At 40.4% G+C, this 25,522-nt stretch carries 28 protein-coding genes; 16 read left to right on the top strand and 12 right to left on the bottom strand.

Going from position 1 to position 25,522, the window contains the following annotated elements; translation table 11 throughout:
* Positions 1–86: 86 nt before the first annotated feature.
* Entirely contained in the window at positions 87–482 is a 396-nt protein-coding gene (gene msrB / locus C0V70_RS15915; protein ID WP_102244855.1) for a peptide-methionine (R)-S-oxide reductase MsrB, read from the bottom strand.
* Positions 479–1,027: a CopD family protein gene (locus C0V70_RS15910; RefSeq protein WP_102244854.1), complete on the bottom strand. Its 549-nt coding sequence runs from the start codon at positions 1,025–1,027 to the stop codon at positions 479–481. The genes msrB and C0V70_RS15910 overlap by 4 nt, the downstream gene beginning before the upstream one ends.
* A 30-nt stretch (positions 1,028–1,057) precedes the next feature.
* Between C0V70_RS15910 and C0V70_RS15905 the strand changes: the two genes are divergently transcribed.
* On the top strand, positions 1,058–1,684 hold the full coding sequence (locus C0V70_RS15905; protein ID WP_102244853.1) for a histidine phosphatase family protein: 627 nt from the start codon (positions 1,058–1,060) through the stop codon (positions 1,682–1,684).
* Here C0V70_RS15905 and C0V70_RS15900 read toward each other — a convergent pair.
* Entirely contained in the window at positions 1,664–2,266 is a 603-nt protein-coding gene (locus C0V70_RS15900; protein WP_102244852.1) for a hypothetical protein, read from the bottom strand. The two genes, C0V70_RS15905 and C0V70_RS15900, sit on opposite strands and share 21 nt — an antisense overlap.
* Positions 2,267–2,421: 155 nt before the next feature.
* Here C0V70_RS15900 and C0V70_RS15895 point away from each other — a divergent pair, with 155 nt between their 5' ends.
* From C0V70_RS15895 to C0V70_RS15875, 5 genes are all read left to right on the top strand, one after another.
* Complete coding sequence (locus C0V70_RS15895; RefSeq protein WP_133566773.1) at positions 2,422–3,345, top strand: hypothetical protein; 924 nt, start codon at positions 2,422–2,424, stop codon at positions 3,343–3,345.
* Positions 3,346–3,397: 52 nt separating this feature from the next.
* A complete protein-coding gene (locus C0V70_RS15890) occupies positions 3,398–4,171 on the top strand; it encodes a hypothetical protein (RefSeq protein WP_102244850.1) in 774 nt (257 codons plus the stop codon).
* 213 nt (positions 4,172–4,384) lie between these two features.
* Positions 4,385–4,999 carry an LpoB-related protein gene (locus tag C0V70_RS15885; protein ID WP_102244849.1) on the top strand — a complete coding sequence of 205 codons (615 nt, stop codon included), beginning with the start codon at positions 4,385–4,387 and terminating at the stop codon, positions 4,997–4,999.
* A gap of 3 nt (positions 5,000–5,002) precedes the next feature.
* A complete protein-coding gene (locus C0V70_RS15880) occupies positions 5,003–6,565 on the top strand; it encodes a COG3014 family protein (protein WP_102244848.1) in 1,563 nt (520 codons plus the stop codon).
* 4 nt (positions 6,566–6,569) lie between these two features.
* A complete protein-coding gene (locus C0V70_RS15875) occupies positions 6,570–7,292 on the top strand; it encodes a hypothetical protein (RefSeq protein ID WP_102244847.1) in 723 nt (240 codons plus the stop codon).
* A 34-nt stretch (positions 7,293–7,326) separates the two neighbouring features.
* Here the strand turns inward: C0V70_RS15875 and C0V70_RS15870 are convergent, their stop codons facing one another.
* Positions 7,327–7,938, bottom strand: a complete 612-nt coding sequence (locus tag C0V70_RS15870) for a hypothetical protein (protein ID WP_102244846.1) — start codon at positions 7,936–7,938, stop codon at positions 7,327–7,329.
* 221 nt (positions 7,939–8,159) lie between these two features.
* Between C0V70_RS15870 and C0V70_RS15865 the strand changes: the two genes are divergently transcribed.
* Positions 8,160–9,182 carry a hypothetical protein gene (locus C0V70_RS15865; RefSeq protein ID WP_102244845.1) on the top strand — a complete coding sequence of 341 codons (1,023 nt, stop codon included), beginning with the start codon at positions 8,160–8,162 and terminating at the stop codon, positions 9,180–9,182.
* A gap of 3 nt (positions 9,183–9,185) precedes the next feature.
* Positions 9,186–10,067 (top strand): hypothetical protein, encoded by an 882-nt coding sequence (locus C0V70_RS15860; RefSeq protein ID WP_102244844.1) that lies wholly within the window; start codon positions 9,186–9,188, stop codon positions 10,065–10,067.
* Positions 10,068–10,099: 32 nt separating this feature from the next.
* On the opposite strand, the gene C0V70_RS15855 is transcribed toward C0V70_RS15860, so the two are convergent.
* Together C0V70_RS15855 and C0V70_RS15850 are read right to left on the bottom strand one after the other, a co-directional pair.
* Entirely contained in the window at positions 10,100–11,326 is a 1,227-nt protein-coding gene (locus C0V70_RS15855) for a hypothetical protein (protein ID WP_102244843.1), read from the bottom strand.
* A gap of 87 nt (positions 11,327–11,413) precedes the next feature.
* On the bottom strand, positions 11,414–11,770 hold the full coding sequence (locus C0V70_RS15850; RefSeq protein WP_102244842.1) for a thioredoxin family protein: 357 nt from the start codon (positions 11,768–11,770) through the stop codon (positions 11,414–11,416).
* A gap of 122 nt (positions 11,771–11,892) precedes the next feature.
* Between C0V70_RS15850 and C0V70_RS15845 the strand changes: the two genes are divergently transcribed.
* Positions 11,893–12,360, top strand: coding sequence for a hypothetical protein (locus C0V70_RS15845; RefSeq protein WP_102244841.1), 468 nt, complete (start codon positions 11,893–11,895; stop codon positions 12,358–12,360).
* 3 nt (positions 12,361–12,363) lie between these two features.
* On the opposite strand, the gene C0V70_RS15840 is transcribed toward C0V70_RS15845, so the two are convergent.
* A complete protein-coding gene (locus C0V70_RS15840) occupies positions 12,364–14,382 on the bottom strand; it encodes a sensor histidine kinase (RefSeq protein WP_102244840.1) in 2,019 nt (672 codons plus the stop codon).
* Between the two features lie 226 nt (positions 14,383–14,608).
* On the opposite strand from C0V70_RS15840, the gene C0V70_RS15835 reads away from it, so the two are divergent.
* Positions 14,609–16,237, top strand: a complete 1,629-nt coding sequence (locus C0V70_RS15835; protein WP_133566771.1) for a HAMP domain-containing sensor histidine kinase — start codon at positions 14,609–14,611, stop codon at positions 16,235–16,237.
* Positions 16,238–16,289: 52 nt separating this feature from the next.
* Complete coding sequence (locus C0V70_RS15830) at positions 16,290–16,607, top strand: helix-turn-helix domain-containing protein (RefSeq protein ID WP_102244838.1); 318 nt, start codon at positions 16,290–16,292, stop codon at positions 16,605–16,607.
* 42 nt (positions 16,608–16,649) lie between these two features.
* On the opposite strand, the gene C0V70_RS15825 is transcribed toward C0V70_RS15830, so the two are convergent.
* On the bottom strand, positions 16,650–17,024 hold the full coding sequence (locus C0V70_RS15825; protein WP_102244837.1) for a DUF1634 domain-containing protein: 375 nt from the start codon (positions 17,022–17,024) through the stop codon (positions 16,650–16,652).
* On the bottom strand, positions 17,024–17,839 hold the full coding sequence (locus C0V70_RS15820; protein ID WP_102244836.1) for a sulfite exporter TauE/SafE family protein: 816 nt from the start codon (positions 17,837–17,839) through the stop codon (positions 17,024–17,026). The genes C0V70_RS15825 and C0V70_RS15820 overlap by 1 nt, the downstream gene beginning before the upstream one ends.
* Positions 17,840–18,017: 178 nt before the next feature.
* Here C0V70_RS15820 and C0V70_RS15815 point away from each other — a divergent pair, with 178 nt between their 5' ends.
* Together C0V70_RS15815 and C0V70_RS15810 are read left to right on the top strand one after the other, a co-directional pair.
* Positions 18,018–18,671, top strand: a complete 654-nt coding sequence (locus tag C0V70_RS15815; RefSeq protein ID WP_102244835.1) for an isochorismatase family protein — start codon at positions 18,018–18,020, stop codon at positions 18,669–18,671.
* Between the two features lie 173 nt (positions 18,672–18,844).
* Positions 18,845–19,156, top strand: coding sequence for a hypothetical protein (locus tag C0V70_RS15810; RefSeq protein ID WP_102244834.1), 312 nt, complete (start codon positions 18,845–18,847; stop codon positions 19,154–19,156).
* Here C0V70_RS15810 and C0V70_RS15805 read toward each other — a convergent pair.
* The 3 genes from C0V70_RS15805 to C0V70_RS15795 are packed head-to-tail and all read right to left on the bottom strand — an operon-like array spanning position 19,139 to position 23,550.
* Positions 19,139–20,311 (bottom strand): aminotransferase class V-fold PLP-dependent enzyme, encoded by a 1,173-nt coding sequence (locus C0V70_RS15805; RefSeq protein ID WP_102244833.1) that lies wholly within the window; start codon positions 20,309–20,311, stop codon positions 19,139–19,141. The two genes, C0V70_RS15810 and C0V70_RS15805, sit on opposite strands and share 18 nt — an antisense overlap.
* 8 nt (positions 20,312–20,319) lie before the next feature.
* Complete coding sequence (locus C0V70_RS15800) at positions 20,320–22,659, bottom strand: ATP-dependent helicase C-terminal domain-containing protein (RefSeq protein WP_102244832.1); 2,340 nt, start codon at positions 22,657–22,659, stop codon at positions 20,320–20,322.
* 12 nt (positions 22,660–22,671) lie between these two features.
* Entirely contained in the window at positions 22,672–23,550 is an 879-nt protein-coding gene (locus C0V70_RS15795; protein WP_102244831.1) for a LysR family transcriptional regulator, read from the bottom strand.
* A gap of 102 nt (positions 23,551–23,652) precedes the next feature.
* Between C0V70_RS15795 and C0V70_RS15790 the strand changes: the two genes are divergently transcribed.
* The 3 genes from C0V70_RS15790 (at position 23,653) to C0V70_RS15780 (ending at position 25,457) form a co-directional block, all read left to right on the top strand.
* Positions 23,653–24,024, top strand: coding sequence for a hypothetical protein (locus tag C0V70_RS15790; protein WP_102244830.1), 372 nt, complete (start codon positions 23,653–23,655; stop codon positions 24,022–24,024).
* A gap of 71 nt (positions 24,025–24,095) precedes the next feature.
* Positions 24,096–24,812 (top strand): signal peptidase I, encoded by a 717-nt coding sequence (gene lepB / locus C0V70_RS15785; RefSeq protein WP_102244829.1) that lies wholly within the window; start codon positions 24,096–24,098, stop codon positions 24,810–24,812.
* A gap of 129 nt (positions 24,813–24,941) precedes the next feature.
* Positions 24,942–25,457: a hypothetical protein gene (locus C0V70_RS15780; RefSeq protein WP_102244828.1), complete on the top strand. Its 516-nt coding sequence runs from the start codon at positions 24,942–24,944 to the stop codon at positions 25,455–25,457.
* Positions 25,458–25,522: the final 65 nt, after the last annotated feature.

Below are 25,522 nucleotides of genomic sequence, written 5' to 3'. Positions count from 1 at the left end.
GCGTCAAACAATCGTTTGAAATGTTAACACGATCGTTTAAAAAAATAAAACGATTGTTTTAATGCGTAATAAGAACCCTGCAATAATCAGGCTTTATGATGCTTAAGGGCAATGGAATTGATACAGTACCTAAGCCCAGTTGGGGGAGGTCCGTCGTTAAAAACGTGGCCCAAATGGGAGTCGCACTTAGCACATCTAACTTCGATTCTAGTCATGCCGTGAGTGTGATCTTCTAAGAGTTTTACGTTTGAAGTTTTCAAAACGTCATAGAAAGAAGGCCATCCACTTCCCGAATCAAACTTTGTCTTAGAGTCGAAGAGCTCAGCACCACAAGCACCACAGTGATAAACACCTGGCTCGTAGAATGAGTTGTATTTTCCAGAGAAAGGACGCTCAGTTCCACACATTCTTAGGATCTGGAATTCATCACTTGATAGTTTATCTTTCCACTCTTCGTTGTTTTCTGGTTTTTTGTTGCTCATATGCTCTCTCCAGATTTTTGTCTGATATTTTTATAAATTTTGATTCCGGCAAGCAGGATTAAAATAAAACCGACTAAAGCAACTATTCCATAAACCATATTCATTACGCTTTTTAAAATAACTAAAAAGACGATAGCGAATAAAAAAATGGTAGAAATTTCGTTAATAACTCTCAATGCCATTGGAGAGAATGCGATAAGATCATGTTGCTGTTGTTTGAAAATCTTGTGCAGGAAAAAGTGGTAGCCATAAAGTCCCACTACAAAGAGAAGTTTTAGCATAAGCCACGGATGCTGAGTGATTGGCATCCACTGCGAAAGAAGAGAGCCGCCGAAAATAAAAACGGCGAAGGCCGATGGCCAGGTGATGCCATACCAAAGTCTTCTTTGCATGATTTTAAATTGTTTTTGTAAAATGCTTTTCTCTGGCTCTGGTTTTGCTCCCGCTTCGGCGAAATAAACAAAAAGCCTCGGCATGTAGAAGAGTCCAGCAAACCAGGTGACGACAGAAATAATATGTAGTGATTTAAAAATTAGGTAGTTCATTCAAGTGAATTTTAGGATAGATTGCTGACTATGAATAGAGTGTTTTACATTTTTCGCCACGGAGAAACAGACTGGAACAAAGAGCGTCGCTGCCAAGGGCACACCAATACGCCACTTAACCAGAATGGCATCCAGCAAGCTATGGAATTAGCTGAGCGTATGCTCCATGTTCCTTTGGACATCGTGGTAACAAGCGACTTGGAGCGTGCGTTGACTACTGGGAAAACAGTGGCCGAAAAGAAGTCGGTGCCACTCGTGATTGATGCCCGCCTGCGTGAAATGAGTTATGGAGAGGCCGAAGGAATGCTCTTTGAAGATGCTATCAGCTCTTTTGGTCCGGAGCTTTGGCAGAAACTCATGTCGTTTAAGAAAGAAAATGACCATGTGGGATTTCCGGGAGGAGAGACCAGACAGATTGCTCGTGAGAGATTTTTAGCAGTTCTTCATCATTTAATTGAAACCACTTCACACCAGGCCATTGGTATCAGCACTCATGGAGGAGCCCTTAGAAATGCCCTTCATAGTTTCTTGCCGGAAGATCAGCCAATGCTGGCCATTCCCAATTGTGTTTTATACCGTCTGGTTTACGATAGTGCAGAAAAAAGGTTTATCGCTGAAGCCGAACCCTTTAATTGTCTATTGACCGAAAAAGTCTGAGAAACTTTTATTCATGTAAAACCTGACACCAAGCTGAGCTGTTAATGTACTCTTGCTGTCACTCATTGGAAACTGGATAACCGAAGCATAGAGGTCCCATGTTTTTCCGCCGAAGATATCGATGTTGGCCCCATAAAAAATATTAGAGCTACTTTTGTCATCTTCAATTCCATAACTTGTTTTGGCCGCAGATAAAGAGGAAGCGCTCATCGAATTGGCAAAACTTTGTTTGTAGCTGTTAATCGCGTATCCAATTTTTAAGCTGAGATGATTGTTTAAAAAAACATTCAGGTCCAGACCAAAAGTTTTTCCTTTGTGGACAATCTGGTTAGCCGCTCCATCATGATTTATATCAGCATCGAAAGAATAATTTCTATAGAAGACTCCGACTTCGACATAACTCATCTTTGATCCGAAAGCGATTCCATAAGTCGGGCCTTTTGGGTTGGCATTAAGAGAGTCAAGTTTATCACTCTTAAATCTACCAATCCCATAATCAGTGCGAAAATATGTTTTCGAATCTGAGGCCAGAAGAGTTTGAGTAAAAGAAATGAGTAGAAAAAACAAAATTATTTTTTTCATAGTATTCAACTTCTCGAGCCTAAGTAAAAAAACCATTAATATTCTCAAGAGAATCTAAAGATTTCGGCAAATAGTGCCATCAAATTTTATTGAATAGTGAATCTGCTACTATAGAAGTTGAGTAAGCATGTTTATACTTACAAGGTAGTTTGGTAGTGAAACATTTTATTAAATATTTTTTTGTAACCATTATTGTTTGTCTGATGTTTGGATGCAAACAAGATAAAGCTGTACCAACATCATCAAGTCAATCTTACTTGATAAAACCAGGCGATATCCTCGCAGTAAATATGACTTCTGATTCACTTCTGCACTTTGATTCCAACGGCGTCTATAAAGGAGTGCTTTACGATGTGGACAATATTGGTGAATCTCTTTATGGGATTGCCTGGAAGTCGGATACCAAAGAAATTATTTTCACTGTCAATGGAGCGCCAAGAGTAGGGGCCATCTCTGTTGTTGATGGCACTTATAGAAATCTTATTACTGATGCCAACCTGACCGGAACGTTGAGGGGATTAACTCAAATTTCAGGTGGAGATATTTTGGTTATTGAGACAGCAAACGTCGAGCGCTTTACAACAAATGGAGTGAGAAGAACATCTGTCTCTGGTGTGACGTGGCCGAATACTTTTGGTGGGACGGCGGCTCCCGAGCAGATTGAAACGACGGCCAATGGAGAGTTGATTCTTTGTGGATCGGCCAATGTTAACCGCTTTACGACAAATGCAGTCCGAGTTGGAGCAGCGGTTGTTTCTGCGATTGCCGGAACGACTGCCGCAAATGGTTGTATTGAAATGAATAACGGCTCAATTGCCGTTGCTTTCAGCGGAACAACGGATACGATCCGATCGGTGGGATCGGGGATGACTCAGGCATCGATAGCAACCATGTACTCAGACCTTGCCGTTTTAGCTTCACCTCGATGGTTGACGAAAACCCTGAGTGGCAATTTGCTTACCGTCGATTCAGCTTTTAACCAAATAGTTGAGATTACACCGGCCGGAACTTTTGTGCGGACGTTGGGCGGAGGGGTCCTGGGGACGCCGAATGCAGTTTTTTCCGTACCAAATTACTAGGTTTTTTAAAAAACCATTTTCGTTCTAAGATATATCCAGCGAGGTATTTTTTATGACTTTTAAAACATTACTCTTATCTATGACTCTAATGAGCGCGATTCCTGCCTATTCGGCAACGAAAAATCTTTGTGATGACATGATCGCAAGTGGGAAGTCATCAGAAGAATCGATTAAGAAGTGTTTAGCTAAATTAGGTGAGTCAGATACTTATAAAGAAAACCAACAAAAGAAAAAATGGCAGGAAGAGGCCGATGCTGCAAAATCATCAGAGGAAGCTGCGAGAAAAGCTAATATTGAATCTAAAAAATTCACAGCGCTTGAACTTGATGAAGCAGGATTTGGTAAAGCATTTTATGCTATTAGAGTTGACTACGGTAATCCAAGAAAGCCAAAAGAAAAAAGAATCACTGAAGGGGATGCTCTTTGTAAGTATCTTGGATATGAAAAATCACTTAAGAGTATTGTTTCAGCTGAAATCATGCCTCAGAACGCCAACAAAAACGGTCTGATCGTAGATACAAACTTTTTAGGTGTTGTTTCTAAAGAGCCTGAGCTTTACGTAGATAAAGACGAAAAATACACAGTGAGAAGATATATGGAAATCACTTGTGCAAAAGTTAAGTCTAAAGATGTGACAGGAACAGCAGAAGAGCTTTCTAAAGTGACAGAAGACCTCATTGTATTAAACCAGGAATTGAATACACCAAAGAAAGATGAAACAGCAGGTGTAAACGATGGCCCAAGAAAACCGGCCGGAAAAACGGAAAACGGATATAAGAGACCAGATTGGGCGACTCAATCGCCTTCACAAAGTGTTGCAAAATAATTCTTAATAAAAGGCCCGCTTAGAGCGGGCTTTTTTTTTTGCTTTTTTTAAAAAACGTACGCACAGCGCGAACACGCATTTTCCCAATGAAAACTCTTTTTTGCGTACAGGTTTTACTCATCTCGTTATAAGAATTCTAATAATTCACCTTGAACCAAAGCGATCCTCCTCCTAAAATCTTCTCATAAACTTTAACCCGAAAAGGAGTTCTTAATGAAAGCAAGTCTTACACTTGTCGCTATCGCTATGACTGTTCTATTAACCAGCTGTTCAAGCTTTAAAGCTGAAAGAGTTGACGGAGCTAAGGGAGATGAGAAGGCCCTGACAATCACTGATAAATGGGTTCTGAAAGATACAGAAAACGCAGTTAAGGATATCCTTGAGCAAATCCAAAAACACAAAGGTTTCCAAAGATATCTTGGTGAAACAAAAAGAAAACCAAAGATCTTCATCATGGAAGTTCAAAACGAAACTTCTGAGCCATATTTCCCAATCGCTGACATGAACGATGAACTTCTTAACGAGTTCTCTGCTTCAGGTGAGTACACAATCATCGATAACCAAGGTCGCGATAAAATCTTAAAAGAAGTGAAGTACCAGGCAGAAGGTATGGTTGATCCAGCTCAAATGGTTCAAATCGGAAAACAAACAGGTGCTGACCTTATCATCCTTGGTGCAGTTCGTATGAACCCAGAATCAAGAGATGGAAGAACAATTAAGCAATACACAGTTAACATGAGAATGACGAACCTTAAAACTTCTGAAGAAGTTCTTCGCGTACGTTCAAAAGCACAAAAATACTCTGAGCAAGCTAAGTCTGGTTGGTAATCAATGAAAAAATTGAATGCACTTTTAGTATTTTCACTTGTTCTTTTGGCAGGCTGTTCGAGTAACCAGAAAGCGATTTTAAAGTACCGCGAAATGGTCCAAAAGAAAGATTACAAGTCTGCTCTTGAAATGATGAAGGGTGATTCGATTTATAAAGATGAACAATCAAGGCTGTTAAAGTTTTTGGAACTGGGTACTCTTCACTTATACAGTGGAGAGTATTACCAGGCCCTGCAATACTTTGACCGCGCTCGCGACTTATCAGACAAACTTTTCACCGTCTCTATTTCTAAAAAAATTGCTGGAACCATTGGTAATGAAGCCTCGGACAATTACTATGGGGAAGGGTATGAGCGTTCACTGATTCGTTACTACACCATTCTTGCTCACTACAATCTGTATGAGAAAGGGGTGTATGAAGCGTACACAGATGAAGAGCGCGACGATAAAGGTAAAGTTTTAAAGTCGACACCTATGCCGGAAGTTGTGCTTGATGACTCTAAAAAAAGATTTCACCTGACGGCTGCAAAGTCTGTTCTTCTTGAGTGGAACTCAATTCTTGAAGACATGAAGAAAACGACTGCTGGTGAAGTGACTTACAAAGACGATTTATTAGCGAAGTTTGTAGGAGCTGTTTTACACGAGAAAGCAGATTCAACGTCTGACCGCCAGATCGCTTTAAACCTTTACAAAGAATCAAAAAATACAGTTTTCAGGTATTACAACAGCTACCAAAGTTTTAATACGAAGTACGCTGACTTCAACAAAGACTATAAAAAACTTTCGAGTCTGGACACAAAAGCTGTGCAATCTGGTTATGTGAACTCAACACCTCTAAGCCTTGCAGTCACGAGTTATGCTGACGAGCAGGTGAAGGAGTGGGGAACAAAAGACAAGGACAACGTATATCTTGTTTGGCATGAAGGCACTATTTCTCCAAAGGAAATCAAAAAATATGATTTTCCTATCGGGCTGACGGCCGTCACTGTTAAGAGTAATGAGAAAATGGACTTCGTTGGTTTTGCCAAGCAAGCATTGGCCATCTCTGATATGGCAGACCCCAAAGTTGAATTTGAAATGCCGGTTATTCCATACCGTCCTAATAATGAAGACTTTAAGATGATCGTAAAAAAAGGCGGAAAGACTGTTTTTGAAAAGCCGGCCCTGTTGATGGACCCTCTTTCCGAAATGGCCTTTTACACTCTTGATTCAAAAGCGGTCTCTGACTTGGCCAAGGCGGGAGCGAGGGTTGTGGCCAAGCACTTAACTGCGCTTGGAGCTTCTTTTGCTACTTACAAAGGACTTAAAGATAAGATGGGAGATGGAATTGCGATGTTGTCGGGAGTTGGGGCCTACAACCTGGCCGCTCGTGGGATTGCAGAGTCGGAAAAAGCAGACCTGCGTTCATGGCTGACATTACCGAATCAGGTGAGAATGAACTCGTTCAAGCTTTCTCCTGGTGAGTATGAGCTCTACACTTTCAATGGGGTCACAAAAGCAGAGACTTTAGTAGGAAGATTTAATGTAGCAGGCGATGAAAAAGTGGCCTTAAAAACTTTCTTCTAGTCCAATGAAAGAACTTCATTTGACTAACATTCACATCATTTCAAGTATAATTGCTATCTGTGCCCTCATTCCACTTTTTGCCATTAAAAAAGGTGGGAGAGGGCACATCTTTTTGGGATATGCTTACACACTCTTCTCATTCATCACTATTGGGGTGATTCTGACCGGCTACGGATTTTTTTATACCGGACGCTACCTGAATGAAGGGGTCTTACCTTTTTCAACAGGAAGGCTCTCTGTCCTGGTTGAAGCGGTTTTATACCTAACCCAGCTTCTGGTAGGAGTTTTATTCATTCAAAAAGGCAATTGGCCAGCTCGCTTTAAAACTCAAAAAACATTCATGGGGCTTAACCTGGCGGGCATTATTGCCGCCCTTCTTTTGATTTATAATCTCTATCTTGAAAAGAGTACTTTGAGTGCCGCTTTCTGCGGTGTCGTTCTTTTGAATCATGTTGTGCTTTTTATCTTTGGTATCTTTATTTTTGAAATGATCAGAAAAAATCCAGAGAGAAAAGAAGAAGGGTTAACTATCATTCACTCTAGTCAGATAACGAGCAGTGCGATTCTCTTTGTTTTTATGGGAATTGCAGGAACATTGGGGAATTTAATTTTTGGGATGGATCTTAAGTTTAATATGAAAACAACTCTAGTTTTTCCAATGTTGGATGTGTTGATGATTTGGTGGTTTGCGAAAAGGCATCCGCAATTTTTAGAAAGAGAAAAGTAGCCTGAGCTAAACCCAGGCCACCATTTAAAAACAATTAGAAACTTTCTTGCATTCTTTTTTCAACAGATTCTTTTACCTGCTTAATCATCCCAGCGTCACCTGACATTTCTTTTTCCAGCATTGTCATCATGTTGGCTTGAAGTTTATCCAAATTTTTTCTTGGAACTGAAAGAACGATAAAACACTTGTATGGGTTCTGCTCGTTTTCACCTTCTACTTTAAACCAAGTTTTGTCGATCATCTCAGCTCCAACAATCATGTTCTTGCTTTGAGTTTCGATCATTTTGTTGAATTCAGTATTTGTGTTTGTTACGGCCATTGCTCCGGCCTGTTTAACCACTTCGCTTACTTGCTCAGAGATTTCTGCAGAAGCTCTTGTTCTTGCCATGTTGTAGCAGTTTGGAACCAGGTCAGCTTTACCAACAGAGGCTTGAGTGACGAAGTAAGCATTGTTTGGCTTGTCTTCATCGTCATTATAGTGGTCTCTTAGTTTTTCGATTTTGTATCCACCATCCATTGTCCAGAATGGTCTTGTGCTTTCGCCTGAAGATGTCAGGGCAAGCTCTTTACCATCATACTTTTTTTGAGCAGAAGAGCACGAAGCAAGTAGTGCCATCGCTGCTACGATTAGTACCTTTGAGTTCATAGGATTCTCCTTTAAAATTTCAAATCACTAAGATATTCAACACTGAAATCAGAAAAAAATAAACCAAAACTTATACTTTTCACATGCAGCTTGCGTACAGTTTAAAGCGTAAAACTCAACTATAATGGCCTTGCCATCTAGCATCAGTATTGAAGTATTTGCTAAACGAACTTATGCTTTAGGGGATCTAACAATCAGAAGAACGCATAAAGAGAGGAAATATGAAATTAGTTACAGGACTATCTGCTCTTATTTTAACGGCCACGGCACTCGGAAGCGCTTATGCAGGTGACTGCGACCGCGACCAGCTAATGAAAGGTTACACACCGTCATCTAATATGATCTTTGGTATCGGGATCAGCACTGATAAAGATAAATTGAAAGGCAAAGAAGAGGCTAAGCAGCGCGCTTACCAGGACATTGTTTCTCAGTTGCGCTCGAACGTAGAATCGTCGATGTCTCTTGATGAAACAGACAAGTCGACTGCCTATAAAGGTATTATTAACGTATCAACTAACGTTGATAAGGTGATGGGGATCAAGTTTTTTAAAGAGGCAAAAGATTCCAACAACACGACTTGTATGGCCTACACATTTGACGTCTCTGCTGCCCTGGTGGATGCAGAAGGCTTTATGAAAGTTCTGGATAAAAAATTAGAGGACGTCATGGCCGCGCAGAGAAAGAAAGACTTTGTTGAAGTGGTAAGACGCTATGACATTGCTAAAAAAGACTTAGAGGCCAATGAGTGGGCGATCCTTCGTGCTGATATGTACAAAACTTACTTAAATAAGCCAGGAGCTTCTTGGTGGGAAAAATTTAAGACAGCTGAAGTTGACCTGGATAAAACTTACGATGAAGCAAAACGCAGCATCGTTTTCTTTATCGATGAATTCCCTAAGTATGATGAAGTGGCCCTGGATGCAGAATCAATGTTAGGTGGAAAAGGGTTTACAGCTCAAGTCGGTGGAACAAAACCTAAGTCAGGGATTGAGATTGTTTTTAAAGAAGCGGGAATTCCAAGAAAAACCAAAACAGCTCTAGGTTTTACGATTGTTTATAAATTTGGAGTGATTGTTAAAGATATCGCCACAGGAAGAACTCTTGGAACAAACAAGGGAGCTACTGTTCAAGGTTTCTCAACAACAGATAGTGAAGACGATGCCATGGCCTCGGCTTCAAAACAAATGTCTCTAAACGTTTTAGACGCTATTAAAACAGCGATCCCAGGACTTATTCAGGAATAAATTATGAAAAAATATTTGTTATTAGCTCTACTGACTAGTTTTTCACTACACGCTCAGACATTAGAAACGCATATTAATGACAGTGTAAAACCTCTGGGGAAAATGCTGGAAGGAAAACGCGGCAAGGTTGTGCTTGGGACTTTTAAGAGTGCAAAAGCAACAGATACGTGCGCTCCAAGTAAAGCAGTGAATTCAAAAATTAATGCCGCCCTGGCACGTGCAGGTGTTAAAACCACGCTTTCAACACGAGCTGTGGGAATGGATGCTGATCAGGCCGAAATCTCTCGTGTGACTAAGCTTTCAGGTGGATCTTATATTGTGCTTGGAACTTATGAGCTTTCAGGGACAAAATTTAAACTGGACTGTGCAGTGTATGATCACAACGGAGCAAGCATTGGTGCTTGTGAAGAAGTGACTGCAGCAACATTAAGCCAGGAAGTAGCAGATTCAATCAACTGTCCAAAAGAAGAAAAACCGGCAGTTGAAACTCCAAAAACAGAAGCATCAAAAGCTGAAGTGGAAGGGGGAGATCTTCAGGTTAAGAAAATTGATGACTATATTTGTTCTATTATTCACAAAGAGTACGACTTGAAGAGGTTAGTGACGAACCTTTACGAGAAAAAATACTACTCACTTGAAGATCTTAAAGGTGTGAGAAAGAACACTGTTGAAGACGCTCTTGATGTGAGAAAAGAGTATTGCGTGACTCTTGGGAACTTTGTGGTCTGTACGGACTACTGGGATGGCTCTGGGGCACAGGTTTTTCTTGGAGATACAACAGCATTGGGAGCGACAAAAATCCTAAGCTGGAAGCACCCGAATAAGTCGCAAGTTAAAGACGCGGCGAGATGCCTGAAGAAAGATGACAATTGGTGGAATCCATAAAATAAAGAGGGCCCGTTTCCGGGCCCTTTTTTTTATTTTGATGCTTTAAGAAGTTTGAAACCTTTTAAGAATGAAACCATTTCCTGAGCAGCGTTTGTTGGGTTTGGTTGAATATCAACATTCAGCTTACATGTCCCACCTTTTGGACCGCTTCCGAAAATTTTCTTCTCTTTACAAACAACAGTCGCATTACAAGTTTTGAAGTTACAGTTTAATTCAGGACCAGGCATTGTTTGGTATACAAGATCGCCTCTTTCGATAGCAGCAGTAATACCAGCAACGCACTCATTGAACTTATTTTTATTCTTGTATGTTGGGCAAAGGTAATCAAATGCTACAGTCTTAAAATCTTCAATTGATGAATCAACAGTGATTGATTTGACAGAAGGGAAGGCAAGAAGTGACTTCGCCATGGCCGTTTCACAACGTCCATCAGTATTGTTGTCATAGTTACAGAAGAACTTATAGAAGTTCACTCCGCCTTCTTTAAACTGTCCCCAGTACGAAGAGTAATAGTATTGAGAAGGCTTCATTCTGTAACATAGACCAAGTTTACATGATTGGTCTTCGTTGAAACTGAATGTGTTTGTCAGAACATAGTTTTCTGGAGTGTAGTTTTCTTCTTTGTACCATCTTCCGTCTGATTCAATTCTTTCAAAAAGTGAGCTCGTCAGTGATCCTGAAACCGGGATTTCAAGATACTTGCTTAGGTCTGGAGCGATTGAGAATCCACTGCTGCAGCTGTTAACTGTAACATAAGCCGTTTTTAAGAAATTCCCTTTAAGAGCTCTAAGTTTCTTTTCATAAGCACTTGGAGTAAGAGCAGCGTCTGTTTTTCCAAGTTTGATGGCCCATGGAGAAGAGTGTCCATAGAAATCAAGGCTGGCAATTTTTGTGAATTGTTTAAGCTCGCTAAAAAGAACTTCTGGAGTGAAAGTGTCATTGATGAATTTAATAACAGGAATGTTGAAGTCGTTAAAAACTTCAGCGTCTTCGCGTCCTCTTACTTCTGGACTTGAAATGATAACAACCTGCTGATTCGGGTAAAGCTCTTTATACTTATGAGCGCGAGCAACACCTGTCTGAAAGAATTGGTTTGAATCTTCTTTTACACCAGAGCCAACAACGATAATGTGAGTGACTTTTTCTGTGTCTAAAACACTGTCTTGGTAAAGACCAACTCTAGTTTCACCACGGTATAGACCTGCTTCGGCGTTGAAGGCGATAAGCCCCATGGCCACAATTGATAAAAAACGCATAGTTTGCCCCTTTAATAGTTTGCTGTATTTGGGGGAGAAGTCTCAAAAGGGGTAAACTACGTCAATTGAGCGTGTAAATTGTTCACACTATTCTTCGGAGTCTTCAGCTTCGAGCTTAGACACATCTAGTGCGCGGGCTTCACCAACAATTTTAGTGAGTAAGTATTCCGGAATCATGCCGGATTGATCAAGGATGATCGTGCGGTCTTTGAGGATAACTAATGTAGGAATTGAACGAATGTTGAAGTCCTGGGCCAGTTCAATTTCTGTCTCAGTATTCACTTTTCCAAAAAAAACATCGGGGTTCTTTTTGGCAACAGCTTCGAAGATTGGGCCAAAGATCTTACAAGGCTCACACCAGCTTGCCCAGAAATCTAAAATGACAATTTCATTCTTATCCAGAACTTCATCAATATTTTGCACTGTAACGATTTTTGATCCCATAGCCTATAGTGTAAAAAGGAAAACACCCATAGTCAAAAGGGCTGCAAGATTATTTTGGTAGGCAAGTTGTTTTTTCTGTTTCAGAATTTACGGAATGTAAAACATAAATCAAAGGATGATCTATGAAAGCAATGCTAACGCTAATGATGGCACTTATCTCGTCGAATGTTTTTGCTGGCACAACTTGCCCAAATCTTGAAGGCCGCTACCCAAAATGTAAATCAGAGATCAGAGACATTCGTGGTGAGTATATTGTTGAGCAATATATGAAAGACGATGTGAACTTCTATCAGATTCACTACATTGATGATGATACGGATGAAAACAGAACTGATGCTATCCGCACAGACGGAAAGCTGGAGTCGAGAAAAGAAAAACTTCCACGTGTAGGAATCAAAGTAAGAATCGACTCTAAATCAAGATGCGAAACTGATGCTGTTGTTTCAGATGCGGATGTTTATTTTATGGGAGCAAAAGTTGGGCAATTTGTGGCCAAAATTTACAGAGAAGGTGGCACACTTTATTCAAACCTAGATGGTAAGTATCTCGGCAAGCCGCTTAGTAAGCGTATTGTCTGCACACAGGAATAATGATTACAATCCGGTTGGAAGTGAGACTTTAAAGGTCGACCCTTTACCCAGTTCACTTTCAACTTCAATTGTTCCCTGATGAGCATCGATGATTTGCTTGGAAATATAAAGTCCCAGACCTAATCCACTAATATTTGTGCTTGAGATCGCTCTTTCAAATCTTTCAAAAATCTTTGTCTGCATATCTTTAGGGATGCCCATTCCTTTATCTTGAATCATAAGGATCGCTTTGCCTGCTTCGTGTTTAACGATAGCATGAATGGGCTGATTAGCTCCGTATTTGATGGCATTGGAAAGAAGATTCACTGTCACCTGTTCGATGCGGTAGCGGTCGCAGTAAACCATCACTGAGTCTTCTAAATCGAACGTCAGCTCACATTTAGAGAATTGAATTTCTTCGCTAAAGCGCTCCAGTACTTCACGCACTAGTTTTGACAGATTCACTTCTTCAAAGTGATATGTCAGTTTACCTCTGGCAATTCTGGTGACATCCAACAAGTCTTCTATGAGTAGAGTGAGGCGGTCGACTTGATTGCTTGAATTTACCAGCGCCTTCATTAGTTTTTCAGGTGGAGGTGTCAGACCTCTTTCAGGATTAACTCCTCTAAGCATCATCTGTAGCTGCATTTTAAGTGAGGTGATTGGTGTTTTAAGTTCATGTGAAGCAATTGACACGAATTCATCACGGGCGCGGATGGCATCTTGTGAAGAGCTGTAAAGAAGTGCATTTTCAATGGCAATGCCTGCGCGTCTGCCCAGGTCTTCGGCCAGGGCGAGGTCCTGGGCCGAGAAATTCGGTTTATTTTTCCCTGCGATAAAGGCCAGTGATCCTCTGACTTTTCCACGGGCCTTAATAGGAACAATCATGCTTGAGTTTGAACCCAACTCCATCAGCAGTTCATATTGTCTTTGATCTTTAATCATGCTTTTTAATTGAGAATCGAGGATTTGAGGATTGTAGTAAGAGGTTTCAGTGGTCACAGAAACCACACGCTTATCAGGCGGGTATTTTTCTAAATACTCTTCCAGAAGAACTTGTTTATTTTTATCAACGTGGGCCCCGGTGGCCCTTTCAAATTCACCTTTTTCATTAATAATCGAGATCGTGCACCAATCTCCCAAAGCCGTTACTGAAAGATCGGCGAGGAGTTTAAGTGTCTCATGATAATCGAGTGAAGCAGAAAGAAGTGTACTGACTTTTGCCAGAAAAATTTCTCTGGCCGTCGAAAGTTCGCGCTCTTTTAAAACGGCTTCTTCTTTGATCATTCTCAAGATTTCTTCTTCTTGTTTTTTCTTTTCTGTGATGTCTTCAGAAACCCCCAGAAGATACTGAGCTTCACCGTTTGGGCCGTAGAGGGGAATTTTTTTTGTATGCAGAATCCTGGTGCCCTGATTTCTGGTTTGAATCATTTCTTCTTTGATATCGACAACCCTTTTAGCGGCCAGGACATCGCGGTCTTTGGAAATAAAAAATTCAGCCTGTTCTTTAGGAAAAAAATCAAAATCACTTTTACCAATGAGTTCTGAGCGCGAAAAACCAAGAAGTTCTTCACCTGCCTTATTGAAACGGATAAAGCGCAGGTCTTTAGCGTCTTTTACAAAAACCATTAGCGGAATGTTTTCTAAGAGTGAGCTTAAGTATTCAGTTGAGCGCTCAAGCTCTTCAGAGTGAGCGGACATACTGGAGTAACGGGCGTGAATTTTTCCCATAAGAAAGCTGGTGCTAATACCCATGAAAGAAAAAATTAAAATTTCTAATGTCGACGCGTAAGAAACAAGTTTAAAACTAAAGGCCGGAGGAATAAGAAAGTAGACGGCCAGGAGTCCACAAAAAATTGTAGCGATATAACCAGGCCGTGAGCCTCGGCGCCAGGCCGTTATAAAGATGGCCGGGTAGAAGAAGAGCCATTCGCGACTGTTGTTAATGGATTCAAGGCTGTATTGCAGAAAGAGGGCAATCAAGGGGAGGGTGATGGCCAGTAGAGCATCTTTAAAAACTTTATTTGTAAGCAGCTTTTTCATTATGCCTCACTCTGATTATCCAGTAGCGAGGGTAGCTTTCTAAAGATTTAATGACAAGAAAATGACTCGAGGCAAATCAAAAAAAATTCTTTAATTACTAACTCCGTTTCGACAGTTTGTGCTAAGCTTTTTCTTTATAATAATCAGAATATTTTGGGAAAATTTTTTGGGCAAAAGTCATCCACTAGAAAATCTTTTTAACATTTGGAAGAACATTTCCATTTCAGTGAAATTATATTTTGTCGTGGGTATTATGGCCACGCTGGTTATTATCGAACTTTTTACTTTGCATTTTGCAATGGGGAACCTTTCGGCCGTTCGCGCTTTTGTTGGTGGTGAAGCCAGCTGGTCTAAGGCGCAAAAAAATGCTGTTTATCGCTTTCAGCGTTTTGCTCTGACAAATAATGAAGCAGACTACCGAGCTTTTCATGAAGCTTTAAAAATACCAGATGGTGATCGTGCTGCGAGACTGGAGCTGGAGAAACCAAACCCGAACATGGAAAAAGTTCTGGCGGGATTTGTTCAAGGGCGTATCCATCCTGATGATTTTCCTTCTGTCGTCAATATGCTCAAGCGTTTCAATCAAGTCAGCTATATTGCTAAAGCTGTATCGGCCTGGAAAGAAGGCGATGCTCTCTTGGTGAAATTGAGAAACACTGTTGATGAGTATTATGGATTGGTGCTGGAAGGTAGCACTAATCAGGTCAGAATGCAGAAGTGCCTTGATGAAGTTGTTCATATCAATAATGAACTTACAAGAATTGAAGAAATATTTTCATCAACATTGGGCGAAGGCTCACGCTGGATGGAGAGACTTATTTTTATGATCCTGGTGATCCTGGTTATCACTGTGGAAAGTATTGGTCTGACTCTGACTTTCTTTACCAGTAAAGCGATCTCTAAAGGTTTATCAAATCTCAATGACATCACGACAGAGTTTGGACGAGGGAATTTTGAACGTCGCCTGGTTGTTGATTCAAGCGATGAGTTGGGACAGTTGAATCAATCTGTAAACCGCATGGGCGATCTTCTCCAGAAATCATATTCAGACTTGAGGCTTTCGCACAAGGACCTTGAATTAAAAGTGCAGGAGAGAACTGCTGCTTTGGAAGCAATTGCGACTCAAAATAGTGAGCTATATAAGGAGGCAAAGACCGCAGTTAAAATGCGCGATGATTTTCTTTCTATTGCCTCTCATGAGCTACGCACTCCATTGACTGCGCTTAACCTGCAAATTTATTTACTGGAAAAATCGGTCAGCGAAGAAGAGGGACCGATGGATAAAGAGCAGGTGAGAAAGCTCACTGCACGTTCAATGACTCTGGTAAAAAAACTTGCCACACTTCAAGGCGTACTAATGGATCTTGCACAGATCAGAGTAGGCAAGCTGGAAATAAAAAAAGAACAGGTCGATCTGGCAGTACTAGTTAACGATTGCATTGCTCAGCTTGCAAGTCAGGCCATTCGCAGTGGTAGTGAATTAGTTTTAGAGCGTTCGGAAATAACCGTTGGAGAGATGGATCCAATCAGAATGTCTCAAGTTGTTACTAATCTCCTTACTAATGCGATGAAGTACGGAGAGAGAAAGCCTGTTAGAGTAAAAGTATTTAAAGAAAACAGTAATGCTGTTGTCGTTGTCCAAGATGAAGGTCTTGGTGTCCCATTAGAAAAACAAGAGCAAATCTTCGAGCGTTTCGAAAGAGCGAGTGATGATCCTGGAGTATCAGGATTAGGTTTAGGACTTTATATTTCTAAACAAATAGTAGAAGCACACAATGGAAAAATATTTATAGAAAGTGCTGCAGGAAAAGGGTCTTCATTTATAATGAAATTTCCTTTACATCAAAATGTGTAGTCTATGTACATGTAGTTTGACATACTTCATATTTGCGGTACGATGAATCATTATGACAACTAAAAAGAAAATCACAAAAAAGAACACAAAGGTCGTAAGGGAAACACTTGGCTCTTACATTAAGAAAACTCGTCTGGCCAGAGGATACTCTCAGTCTGAGCTGGCAGCTGAACTTGGATACACAAGCCCACAGTTTATTTCTGATTGGGAAAGAGGTGTTTCAAGTCCGCCAGTAAAAAGACTCCATGAACTCTCTGAAGTCCTCAATGTGAAAGTAGACATGCTATTTAACCTATTAGTCACTCTTGCAACTGAACAGTTAGTGAATAATCTTTCTAAAGAATTTAAAAAAGTAAAAAAAGCGTCTTAATCATTTCATCGATCACTCTCTGGTAGAAATGCCGGAGAGTGGCTACAGCTCAATTCCCAAAGAAAAACTGACAATCAATGCCACTAAAACGAAAGCAGCAATTCCAGCTAGCAGATACTCTTTTTGTTTTAAGAAAAGAACAGCTGTAAGAAAAACGCGCGTGATAGGAAGCGATATTAAAATGGCCAATCCAAGGTAAGAGATAAGCACTCCCCATGAATTTGTTGTCCATGCATTTGAGAGTGTCTCAGAGAGTGTAGACGAGTGATATGTTTTAAGGGCCAAAAGAGAGTCTGGTTGAGTTACTGATTGAGAGATCCAGCCTACCAGCATAAATAACCCGGCCACTAAAACACCCAGTCTCAGGAATTTTGAAATTTTAAGTTCCAGTGATTCTAATTGATCCATCTGTTCCATTATTTCATCCCTTTCATTAACATTTGAACGGCAACAATTGTTAGAACGACAACAAAGATCTTTCTAATAATAGCTGCAGGCATTTTAGGCATCAAGCGCGCTCCAAAATAAGAGCCAACAATAATCCCGACAGAAACCGGACAAGCGATCTCTGGACGAATGTCTCCGCGAAGAAAGTAAGCCCCTGCACTGGCCGTTGCAGTTACCCCGATCATAAAGTTTGAAGTTGCAGAAGAAACTTTCATTGGAAGTTTCATCGCACCATCCATCGCCATCACTTTAAAGATACCACTTCCGATACCTAAAAGAGCAGAGAGGATGCCTGCAATAAACATCGCCCCTAGACCAACTGGAACTTGAGCAACTTTATAAAGAATAAGCTCGCCATTTTTTTCAGTGTATTGTCCGGCAAGTTTTAATTTTTGTGACCAAGGGTGATCAAATTCAGCACGGTGATCTTCTTTTTTCCTCAACATCATGACGGCCGAGAAAAAAAGAAACCCTCCGAAGAGAATAAAAAGAAAAGATGAGTTTACCGATTTTGCCAGAAGGAATCCAACAATCGCTCCGCACACGGTTCCAACTTCCAGCAACACCGCCAAACGAAGATTGGTCAAATGATCTTTTAAGAAACTCGCAGCAGCTCCCGATGACGTGGCCACAATTGAAATCAAACTCGCTGCAATGGCGTATCGGATATCGATACCGAGAAAAAGTGTTAAAACTGGAACGACAATAATACCACCACCAAGTCCTAAGAGTGATCCTAGAAGTCCTGCGAAGATGGAAATAAAAAATAGTAGTATGGAGTACATAATAAAGTCATTCTAGTCCTCTCACCCGGCCATGACAAGAATGCGAGGTTACTAATAACTGATTAATTTTCTTATTATCTTTAATTATTTCTTAAATTGTATATGAGGATTCATGCCCCTAGTGTTTGAGTGTGTCGACAATAATTCCTGTCGAAGATGAATAACAAGGAGGCGAGGTATGATGAAGAGTCCAAAAGGTGTTTGGGATGCAGATGACTGCGCACTTATCTTAATTGATTATCAACCAGAAATGTTCAGTGGATTAGGTTCTGCTTATCCCAAAGAGATTGAGCTTAATGTTTGCACGATTGCAAAAGCAGCTGTTGCCTTTAATATTCCTATCATCCTCAGCACAGTTGCTGTAAGGATGGGAGTGAATAAACCAACCATTCAATCACTCAGAGATATTCTTCAAGGTGTTGTTGAGATTGACCGCACATCAATGGATGCATGGGAAGACAAGGCGTTTGTAGATGCAGTGAAGGCCACTGGAAAAAAACGTTTAGTGTTCTGTGCTCTTTATACAGAAATCTGCTTAACCTATCCGGTAGTGGATGCAATCGCCGATGGGTTTGAAGTTTGTTTTGTCGCCGATGCAGTGGCCGGGCAATCACTAATTGAACATAACACGGCCATCTCGCGCTTGATTGCAGCAGGAGCTGTTCCCAATACAACCTCAGCAATGATCGGTGAATGGTTTAGAGACTGGAGTTCACCTTTAGCAAGTGATGGAAGGGAGATTCTTATTTCTTATTATGAAAAGAAAGCAAACTTTCATATAAATGAATATCATTCAAGTTCTAAAGGAGAGGTATTTAAAGAAGTTCATTGATGCAGCGTTTTGATACGATGCCCATTGCTGAAGGTCTGGAGGCACATTAGTTTTGCTTTTAAGGGATGTTTTTGTTTTCAATCTTCCTTTTAAAAGAAAAAATTATGATGGAAAAGATCACACGCCGGGGAATCAAAGTTCCTCAGGATTACTATTCGATCAGAGAAGGATAAGTGCTCAGCCCCAGACTGGTTAAAAATTCATTGATTGCTAAATTACTTAGGGTGGATGGTATTGTTCTTTACCCTTTTATCTTTTTTGCTTCAAAAAATCCTAACGATGTCCTGATTCACCATGAAATGATTCATGTTGATCAAATGAAGCGAGTAGGAGTTTGGCGTTTTTATTTTCTTTACCTGAAAGAGTACTGTGCCTGCCGTTTAAAAGGCATGAATCATCACAAGGCCTATATGGCCATCAGCTTTGAAGTTGAGGCCTATGAAAAAGAAGGGGCGAGACCCCATCACTTAAACGATTACTTTTAGTGCTTCTTTGAGTGCCTGAATCTCATCACCTGTATTATAATAATGAATCGAGGCCCTCACTAGCGGTGAGAGTCCTTTGGCCTCAAGATCAAGTGCGTATGATGGACTTGAAACAGAGACATTAATCTTTTTTTCTTTCAGTTTCTGAGCAATGAAATAAGAATCGTGATTTTGCAGAGAAAAAGTGACAATACCTGATTGGTATTTTCCGGTGTCGTGAATGCTGATGTTTGGAAGAGTCGAAAGTTCTTTTCTTAAAGTGCAGGCAAGGGATTGCACGCGCTCTTCGATGACTTTTGTCCCTATATTTAAAGCGTAGTCAACGGCAACACCAAAGCCTAAGCGTGCAGCAAAACTTGTTTCGTAATTTTCAAAACGCTTGGCCCCTTCTTTGATGTGATACTGTTTGCTTTTTAAATCGGCAGAAGTGAAGTCAAGGAACATTGGTTCTAATTCTTTTAATGTTTCCAAACGGGCATAAAGAAATCCTGTCCCACGAGGAGCACGCATAAATTTTCTTCCTGTCGCCGCTAAAAAGTCACAACCAATCTTTTCTACATCAATGTGAATTTGTCCAACAGATTGGCAAGCATCTAAAAGAAAAAAGGCCTTTTGGTTCCTGGCAATTTCGCTCACTCCTGCAAGTTGGTTGATAAGTCCATTTGTCGAAGGGACATGAGTAAGGGCAATAAGCTTAACTTTGCTGCTCATCTTCTTTTTTAAGTCTTCTGGCATAAACTCTTTATGGGGGTCTTCTGAAATCATCTCCACTTGAACACCGTGATACTTTTGCAGCTGAAGGAGTGCAATATAGTTGCTGACATATTCACTGTAAGAAGTCAGGATAACATCACCTTTTTGGAAAGGGATACAAGAGAGTGCACGATCCCAGGCTCGGGTGGCACTTTCAACTAAGGCCACTTCATTTTCTTTGGCGTTAATTAAACGAGCGACAGAAGAATAGATATCTTTAAATTGAGGGCCGTACTTTGCTTCCGTTTCATAACCACCAAGAGTGGCTTCATCGTTTAAGTAACCGATGACTGCTTCGAGAACAGGTGTTGGCGGCAGAGAAGCGCCGGCATTGTTGAAATGAATGAGCTCTGCAGTTGCAGGTGTTTCTTGTCTTAAGCGATTAATGTCTAGGTTTGCCATAAGTTGTCCTATTTTACATTTTTCATTAAAAGAATTGGGAGGGCCTCTTTTGGTGAAAGCGGCCAGTAGTGCCTTGGGTAATCTCTTTTGAGTTCAGCATAAAGCTCTTTGTAGGCCTTATCCCAGAAACTTCCTAGGTCTGTTGTGACCTGCAGGGCCCTTTTGTGTGGACCTAAGAGGTGAACTTTAATTTTTTCTTTTCCTTTGAGAATGGAAGGTGCACTTTTTAATCCATAGAAGTCCTGAATATAAGACTCGCAATGGATACCGTTAGTAGCATCGTAATGAATTGGGACTTTTCTCTTGTCGTGTAGTTTTAGAAAAAGAGGCAAGTCTTCTTCCAGGTCATATGTGCCTTCTTCATTAAGAAAATGGAAAAGATCATTTACATAGAAGCCTAAAACAGTTTCTAGAGTATAACTTGAATCACTTAAAAGATAAGGCACCTGGTTTTTAAACCATGATTCAAAATCAAAGTCGGCTATTTTTTTAACGGTGTATTTTTCTAAAATCTCCAGACGAGTGAAAGCATCTTCTTTTAGTTTTTCTTTAAAAAGAGGAGAGAGTTTTTTCATCACAAAATGAATAGATTCATCGGAGAGTTCAGAATTCGTCACTTTTTCTTTTGAAAGAACAATGGCACCGATGTGGGTCACTCTTTCTACGCTCAGTTTTAGTGTTTCAGGATTAAAGTCAATGCGTTCAGATTCTTCGATGGGAAAAAGTGGCAAATCATATAACCACTCTTCTTCAATCGGAAGAAGCCTTGTGACTTCATTTCTATTGTCCAGGTCGAGAATGATCCAAAGGTCATGGGATGGATCAATATTATTAGAGATGCTGGAAGAAATAGCATAAACCTCACCACTAGAGTGGATCAGTTTGTGGCCTTCGCGCAATTTAGAGATTTGATCGACATAACCAAAAAGAATCATCTTCTCCAGGTCAGCATGAGAGCCATTGTCTTTAGGCTTAAAGTAATTTTTTGCCAGGGATTTAAAACGATTTGTATTTTTTGGCTCAAGCAGGTCGGCCAGGAATTGAACAACCTGATTGTATGTCTGCGATCCGCAAAGCGAAGCTTCATGCAGTATTTTTGAAACGCGCGGATGAAAGGGAAGGCGTGAAAGTTTATGGGCCAAAGGTGTCGGCAGTTTATTTTCTAAAAAACCAATTTGAGTCAGGAAGTCTTCAGATTTTTTGACTTCGGTTTCTTTTAAAGGGGCCACAAAGGTAAAGTCATTGAGAGGTGCCTTAAATAAATCGGCCGATGTAATGATAAGTTCACTCAAGTCAGACCGGTTGATCTCCGGAATATCAAAAAGATCTCTTCCTTGAAAATCTTGTTCAGCATAAAGCCTTAAAGCGTAACCATCAGCTTCTCTTCCAGCACGATTGGCCCTTTGAACAGCAGAAGACTGGCTGATCTTTCTTAGCTCAACCATGGGAAGTCGGGTGATCGGGTTGATTCGGCTAATTTTATGAAGTCCAGAGTCAATAACTGAACGGACTCCTGGAATAGTCACAGAGCTTTCTGCAATATTAGTAGAGAGGATCACGCGCTTATGAGAAAGATCATAGAAGCTCTCATCGATATTGATCCCGGCCACTTCAGAGTGAAGGATGACCACTTCGCAGTTGAAATTGTTTCTTACGATCTCTTCGCACTTTCTAATCTCATACATTCCAGGAAGAAAGATTAAGACGTGGCCAGGGCGCTTAATAACATCCGAAAGGGCATTGTAAACTTTTCTCTCTAATGGATCCTTGAGTACCAGTGTATTGTTGGGTAAGTGATCAATCTGGAGTTTATGTTTGGTCTCGTTGAGCTCCAGTGTTTTAACTCTGCCAACAAGTGCACTGTCGAGTTCAGCGAGGTTGATTGTCGCCGACATGATTATGACTTTTAAATTTTTATTTTTTTCTTTGATTTTATGAAGAAAACTAAAAGCGATGTCCGTGTAGTAATGCCTTTCATGGAATTCATCCAGGATGACAACGTCACAGTCTTCGAGAGTCGGATCGCTGGCCAGAATTCTTAGGAATGTTCCTTCTGTCAGGAAGATCACTTGAGTCTCATCAGTGGCCATCTTCTCATACTTAAAAATGTGACCGACACTTTTTCCAGGTAGTTCACCTTTATTCTTGGCCACGAATTGGGAAGCGAGTTTTGCTGCCAGTTTTCTTGGCTCAAGGATATAAATTTTCTTCTTATATTTTTCGCTCAAAAAGAGCGGGACACGCGTGGTTTTTCCAGATCCGGGAGTTGATTTGATAACTAAGAAATCCACTTCATCGAGTGACTTTAAAATATCATTTTTTAATGTATCAATAGGGAAAGGGTGCATTCTTATCAATCTCTATTTATGGAAAAGTTTTTCGGTTTCTCTGTTTAATTCATGAGCCAGGACTTTCGCATTAGGAGAAAGCGATTTCTTCGTAATTAAAACAATTTTGTACCTGATTTTCTGGGCGAGGTCATGATGGACCTCAATAAGTTTTAAATCAGGGACAGAGGCGGCTACGAAATCAGGAATCATTCCGATTCCCAGCCCTGCGCTGGCAAAACGCGCGATAACTTCCCAGCTTTCAACAACCATCGCAATTTTTGCTTGGGATTTTTTATAGCGTTCTTTATAAGTTCTTTTTAGTTCATTAACGCCTGGTTTTTCTTCAGTGACTAGAAAACCCATATTCTTAATATTTTCAGCAAAAGCAGAGCCGACGACACAACGGAAGGTTCCCTCGTGCAATACGTGTTTGTGAACACCGCTAATAGCGCGGTTATCGACAACCAGACCAACTTCAATTTCACCAGCAATAACTTGTTCCAGAATATTTTTAGTGTGGCCGATTTTAAGAACCGGCTGAATTTTGGGATAGTTTTTTTGTAGAGTGCTCATCGCCTCAGGAAGAAGCACTAGAGCTAAACTTCTTAGCGTGGCAAAAGTGAGAGGTCCTTCGGCTTCATCTTTGGCCCCTGCAAGCTTAGCTTTCATATTGGTGACGGAATCAAGAATCTGTTTAATTGATTCCAGGGCGACAAGCCCTTCACTGGTTAGTTTGAATTGATTTTTACTATGCCCAATGAGTGAGCAGTCCATTGATTCTTCTAATTTTCTAATCGCCTGGCTGACAGCGGACTGGCTGACATGATTTTTTTTAGCAGCGGCAGCGACACTTCCGAGATTGGCAGCATCGAGGAAATAGCGCAAATGGTAGATATTTGGGTCACTCATAGGATTATATAATAAGAAAAACTACTTATTTTTGAAAGAATAATTAATTTTTATAATGTAAAAGGGGGTGTTATAAGCCTCCCATCAACTAAAGGGGGATTTATGATTGCTAAGATTCTATCGTGTGTACTAGCTTTTGGGTTTTCTCAGGCCTATGCTTTGGACTTTAAACTTGTCAGGCAGAATTCAAACACAGCTTGTTATATTTATACAGATTCAGTTTACTTTGCTTATCAAGGTGAAGAAGTTGGTGGCCGTGATCATTTGTATTTTTCCACAGACATTGCTTCTGCTGACGAGCTGGAAGAAGATGTTCGCCAGGCGCAAGCAACTGCTTCTATTATTATCAAGAATGGAGCAGCAGAGCTTGGGCATTTTAAAGGCGACTTTATCCTTGATGCGCAAGGGACGATTTATTTTCTGCAGTCCGAAAAACTTAAAGCCTTTATGGATTTAAACTGCACGGGCGAATAGTCTTCTAATAAATAATTGATCTTTGCAATGGACGGGCGTAATACTAGTAGAGTCATTATTTTGGAGACTCTATGAAAGAACTAAGCAAAAAAATAAATGCTAAGGAGATCAGGTCTTACGTCCTGATTATTGCGGCCGTCTTTGCCTTCCGCTCAACTTTTTTTGAGCCTTTTAGAATTCCTTCTGGGTCTATGATTCCTACACTTAATATCGGCGACTTTATTGTTGTTAATAAATTTGCCTACGGATTTAAACTCCCTTATTCGGAAACGTTTTCAGATCCCGTGTACCTGACAAAATTTGAACCACCAAAGAGAGATGATGTCATTGTTTTCAAATATCCGGTGGATACTTCAAAGAACTTTATTAAACGAGTTATTGGTCTCCCTGGCGATGAGATTGAAATTGTTAATAAAGAAGTCCTGGTTAATGGCAGGCCAATGGCGATGATTCCAGATAGCTCTGATGTGACGAAAGATTTCGCAGGAAGTTTTGATGGCGAGAAAGTTCAGTTCTTTAAAATTAAAGATAGCGAACGTGAATTTAATATTCAGACAACGCATAAACTTACTCAAGTCGATACCTTTCCTAAGTTTAAAGTTCCGGCCGGGAATTATTTTGTAATGGGAGATAACCGCGATTTTTCTGCTGACTCACGATTTTGGGGTTTTGTTCCTGAACAAAATATCAAAGGAAAGGCCTTTGTCGTTTGGATGTCTTTAACTCTTCCGTTACTAGATGATACCTTTAGCTTTACTCCTACGAGAATCGGAAAAATGATTCGTTAATTTAATACACTTGTATTAAATATGATACGTTTGAGCCGTTTCTGTTTCGCCAACTTGTTTAAATCAAACATCCTCCCTTTGGCATTGGCCTTGCTTTAGAGCAGGCAGAACAATAAAAAGGGGGGAACCATGAAATCAATTTTTTTAAGTGCACTTGTATTATTAACTCTAGTGAGCTGTGACTCGGATTCAGTCGCTAAGAAAGAAAGCTGTTATTTTAACGATGTCCAGGTTAGCTGTGACCAGCTCCGTGACAACAGTGACCCAAAACCAGCGGCGCAACGCTTTTCTTTAGAGGCTTCGGGAAGCGGACGTTACAAGATCGACAACGGTGTTTTGACTTTTTTATCACCAATTGTAAAAACAACGTCTAAGGTCCTGGATGGCTCGAACTACAATTGTTCGATCAACATTCCTCAAGGAACTAAGTTTGCGGTTGATGTAGATGAGCGTCAGTTATCTCTTTCTGATAACAACGATAAGATGTCTTATGAGAGAGTTTCGTCAATGGATGAGCTTAACCACGACCATCTGGAATGGGGAAGTTTTGAGCACTACGACAGCGCTAATGACATCAAAGACCAGATGATCTTTAATTCCAATGGGATTATTGAGATCAAAGTTCTTTGTTATTTTTCTAAATAATAGAAACCTCATTTAATGGTTCGGGCATCAAGCTAAATTTTACAGAAGCCAGTAAGTAAATTATG

This window comes from Bacteriovorax stolpii (assembly GCF_002872415.1).
In the GTDB taxonomy this organism is placed as follows: Bacteria; Bdellovibrionota; Bacteriovoracia; order Bacteriovoracales; family Bacteriovoracaceae; genus Bacteriovorax; species Bacteriovorax stolpii.
Note: the sequence above shows the minus strand (reverse complement) of the source record. Positions and strands in the feature narration are given on the sequence as shown.

Bases quoted from the DNA above. Each gene is read 5' to 3' on its own strand.
- C0V70_RS15855 (WP_102244843.1), bottom strand. From the start codon at position 11,326: ATGCGTTTTTTATCAATTGTGGCCATGGGGCTTATCGCCTTCAACGCC.
- C0V70_RS15890 (WP_102244850.1), top strand. From the start codon at position 3,398: ATGACTTTTAAAACATTACTCTTATCTATGACTCTAATGAGCGCGATT.
- C0V70_RS15805 (WP_102244833.1), bottom strand. From the start codon at position 20,311: ATGGCAAACCTAGACATTAATCGCTTAAGACAAGAAACACCTGCAACT.
- C0V70_RS15880 (WP_102244848.1), top strand. From the start codon at position 5,003: ATGAAAAAATTGAATGCACTTTTAGTATTTTCACTTGTTCTTTTGGCA.
- C0V70_RS15910 (WP_102244854.1), bottom strand. From the start codon at position 1,027: ATGAACTACCTAATTTTTAAATCACTACATATTATTTCTGTCGTCACC.
- C0V70_RS15905 (WP_102244853.1), top strand. From the start codon at position 1,058: ATGAATAGAGTGTTTTACATTTTTCGCCACGGAGAAACAGACTGGAAC.
- C0V70_RS15900 (WP_102244852.1), bottom strand. From the start codon at position 2,266: ATGAAAAAAATAATTTTGTTTTTTCTACTCATTTCTTTTACTCAAACT.
- C0V70_RS15815 (WP_102244835.1), top strand. From the start codon at position 18,018: ATGATGAAGAGTCCAAAAGGTGTTTGGGATGCAGATGACTGCGCACTT.
- C0V70_RS15790 (WP_102244830.1), top strand. From the start codon at position 23,653: ATGATTGCTAAGATTCTATCGTGTGTACTAGCTTTTGGGTTTTCTCAG.
- C0V70_RS15840 (WP_102244840.1), bottom strand. From the start codon at position 14,382: ATGAAAAAGCTGCTTACAAATAAAGTTTTTAAAGATGCTCTACTGGCC.
- C0V70_RS15820 (WP_102244836.1), bottom strand. From the start codon at position 17,839: ATGTACTCCATACTACTATTTTTTATTTCCATCTTCGCAGGACTTCTA.
- C0V70_RS15850 (WP_102244842.1), bottom strand. From the start codon at position 11,770: ATGGGATCAAAAATCGTTACAGTGCAAAATATTGATGAAGTTCTGGAT.
- C0V70_RS15875 (WP_102244847.1), top strand. From the start codon at position 6,570: ATGAAAGAACTTCATTTGACTAACATTCACATCATTTCAAGTATAATT.
- C0V70_RS15780 (WP_102244828.1), top strand. From the start codon at position 24,942: ATGAAATCAATTTTTTTAAGTGCACTTGTATTATTAACTCTAGTGAGC.
- msrB (WP_102244855.1), bottom strand. From the start codon at position 482: ATGAGCAACAAAAAACCAGAAAACAACGAAGAGTGGAAAGATAAACTA.
- C0V70_RS15860 (WP_102244844.1), top strand. From the start codon at position 9,186: ATGAAAAAATATTTGTTATTAGCTCTACTGACTAGTTTTTCACTACAC.
- C0V70_RS15800 (WP_102244832.1), bottom strand. From the start codon at position 22,659: ATGCACCCTTTCCCTATTGATACATTAAAAAATGATATTTTAAAGTCA.
- C0V70_RS15845 (WP_102244841.1), top strand. From the start codon at position 11,893: ATGAAAGCAATGCTAACGCTAATGATGGCACTTATCTCGTCGAATGTT.
- C0V70_RS15870 (WP_102244846.1), bottom strand. From the start codon at position 7,938: ATGAACTCAAAGGTACTAATCGTAGCAGCGATGGCACTACTTGCTTCG.
- lepB (WP_102244829.1), top strand. From the start codon at position 24,096: ATGAAAGAACTAAGCAAAAAAATAAATGCTAAGGAGATCAGGTCTTAC.
- C0V70_RS15830 (WP_102244838.1), top strand. From the start codon at position 16,290: ATGACAACTAAAAAGAAAATCACAAAAAAGAACACAAAGGTCGTAAGG.
- C0V70_RS15795 (WP_102244831.1), bottom strand. From the start codon at position 23,550: ATGAGTGACCCAAATATCTACCATTTGCGCTATTTCCTCGATGCTGCC.
- C0V70_RS15885 (WP_102244849.1), top strand. From the start codon at position 4,385: ATGAAAGCAAGTCTTACACTTGTCGCTATCGCTATGACTGTTCTATTA.
- C0V70_RS15865 (WP_102244845.1), top strand. From the start codon at position 8,160: ATGAAATTAGTTACAGGACTATCTGCTCTTATTTTAACGGCCACGGCA.
- C0V70_RS15825 (WP_102244837.1), bottom strand. From the start codon at position 17,024: ATGGAACAGATGGATCAATTAGAATCACTGGAACTTAAAATTTCAAAA.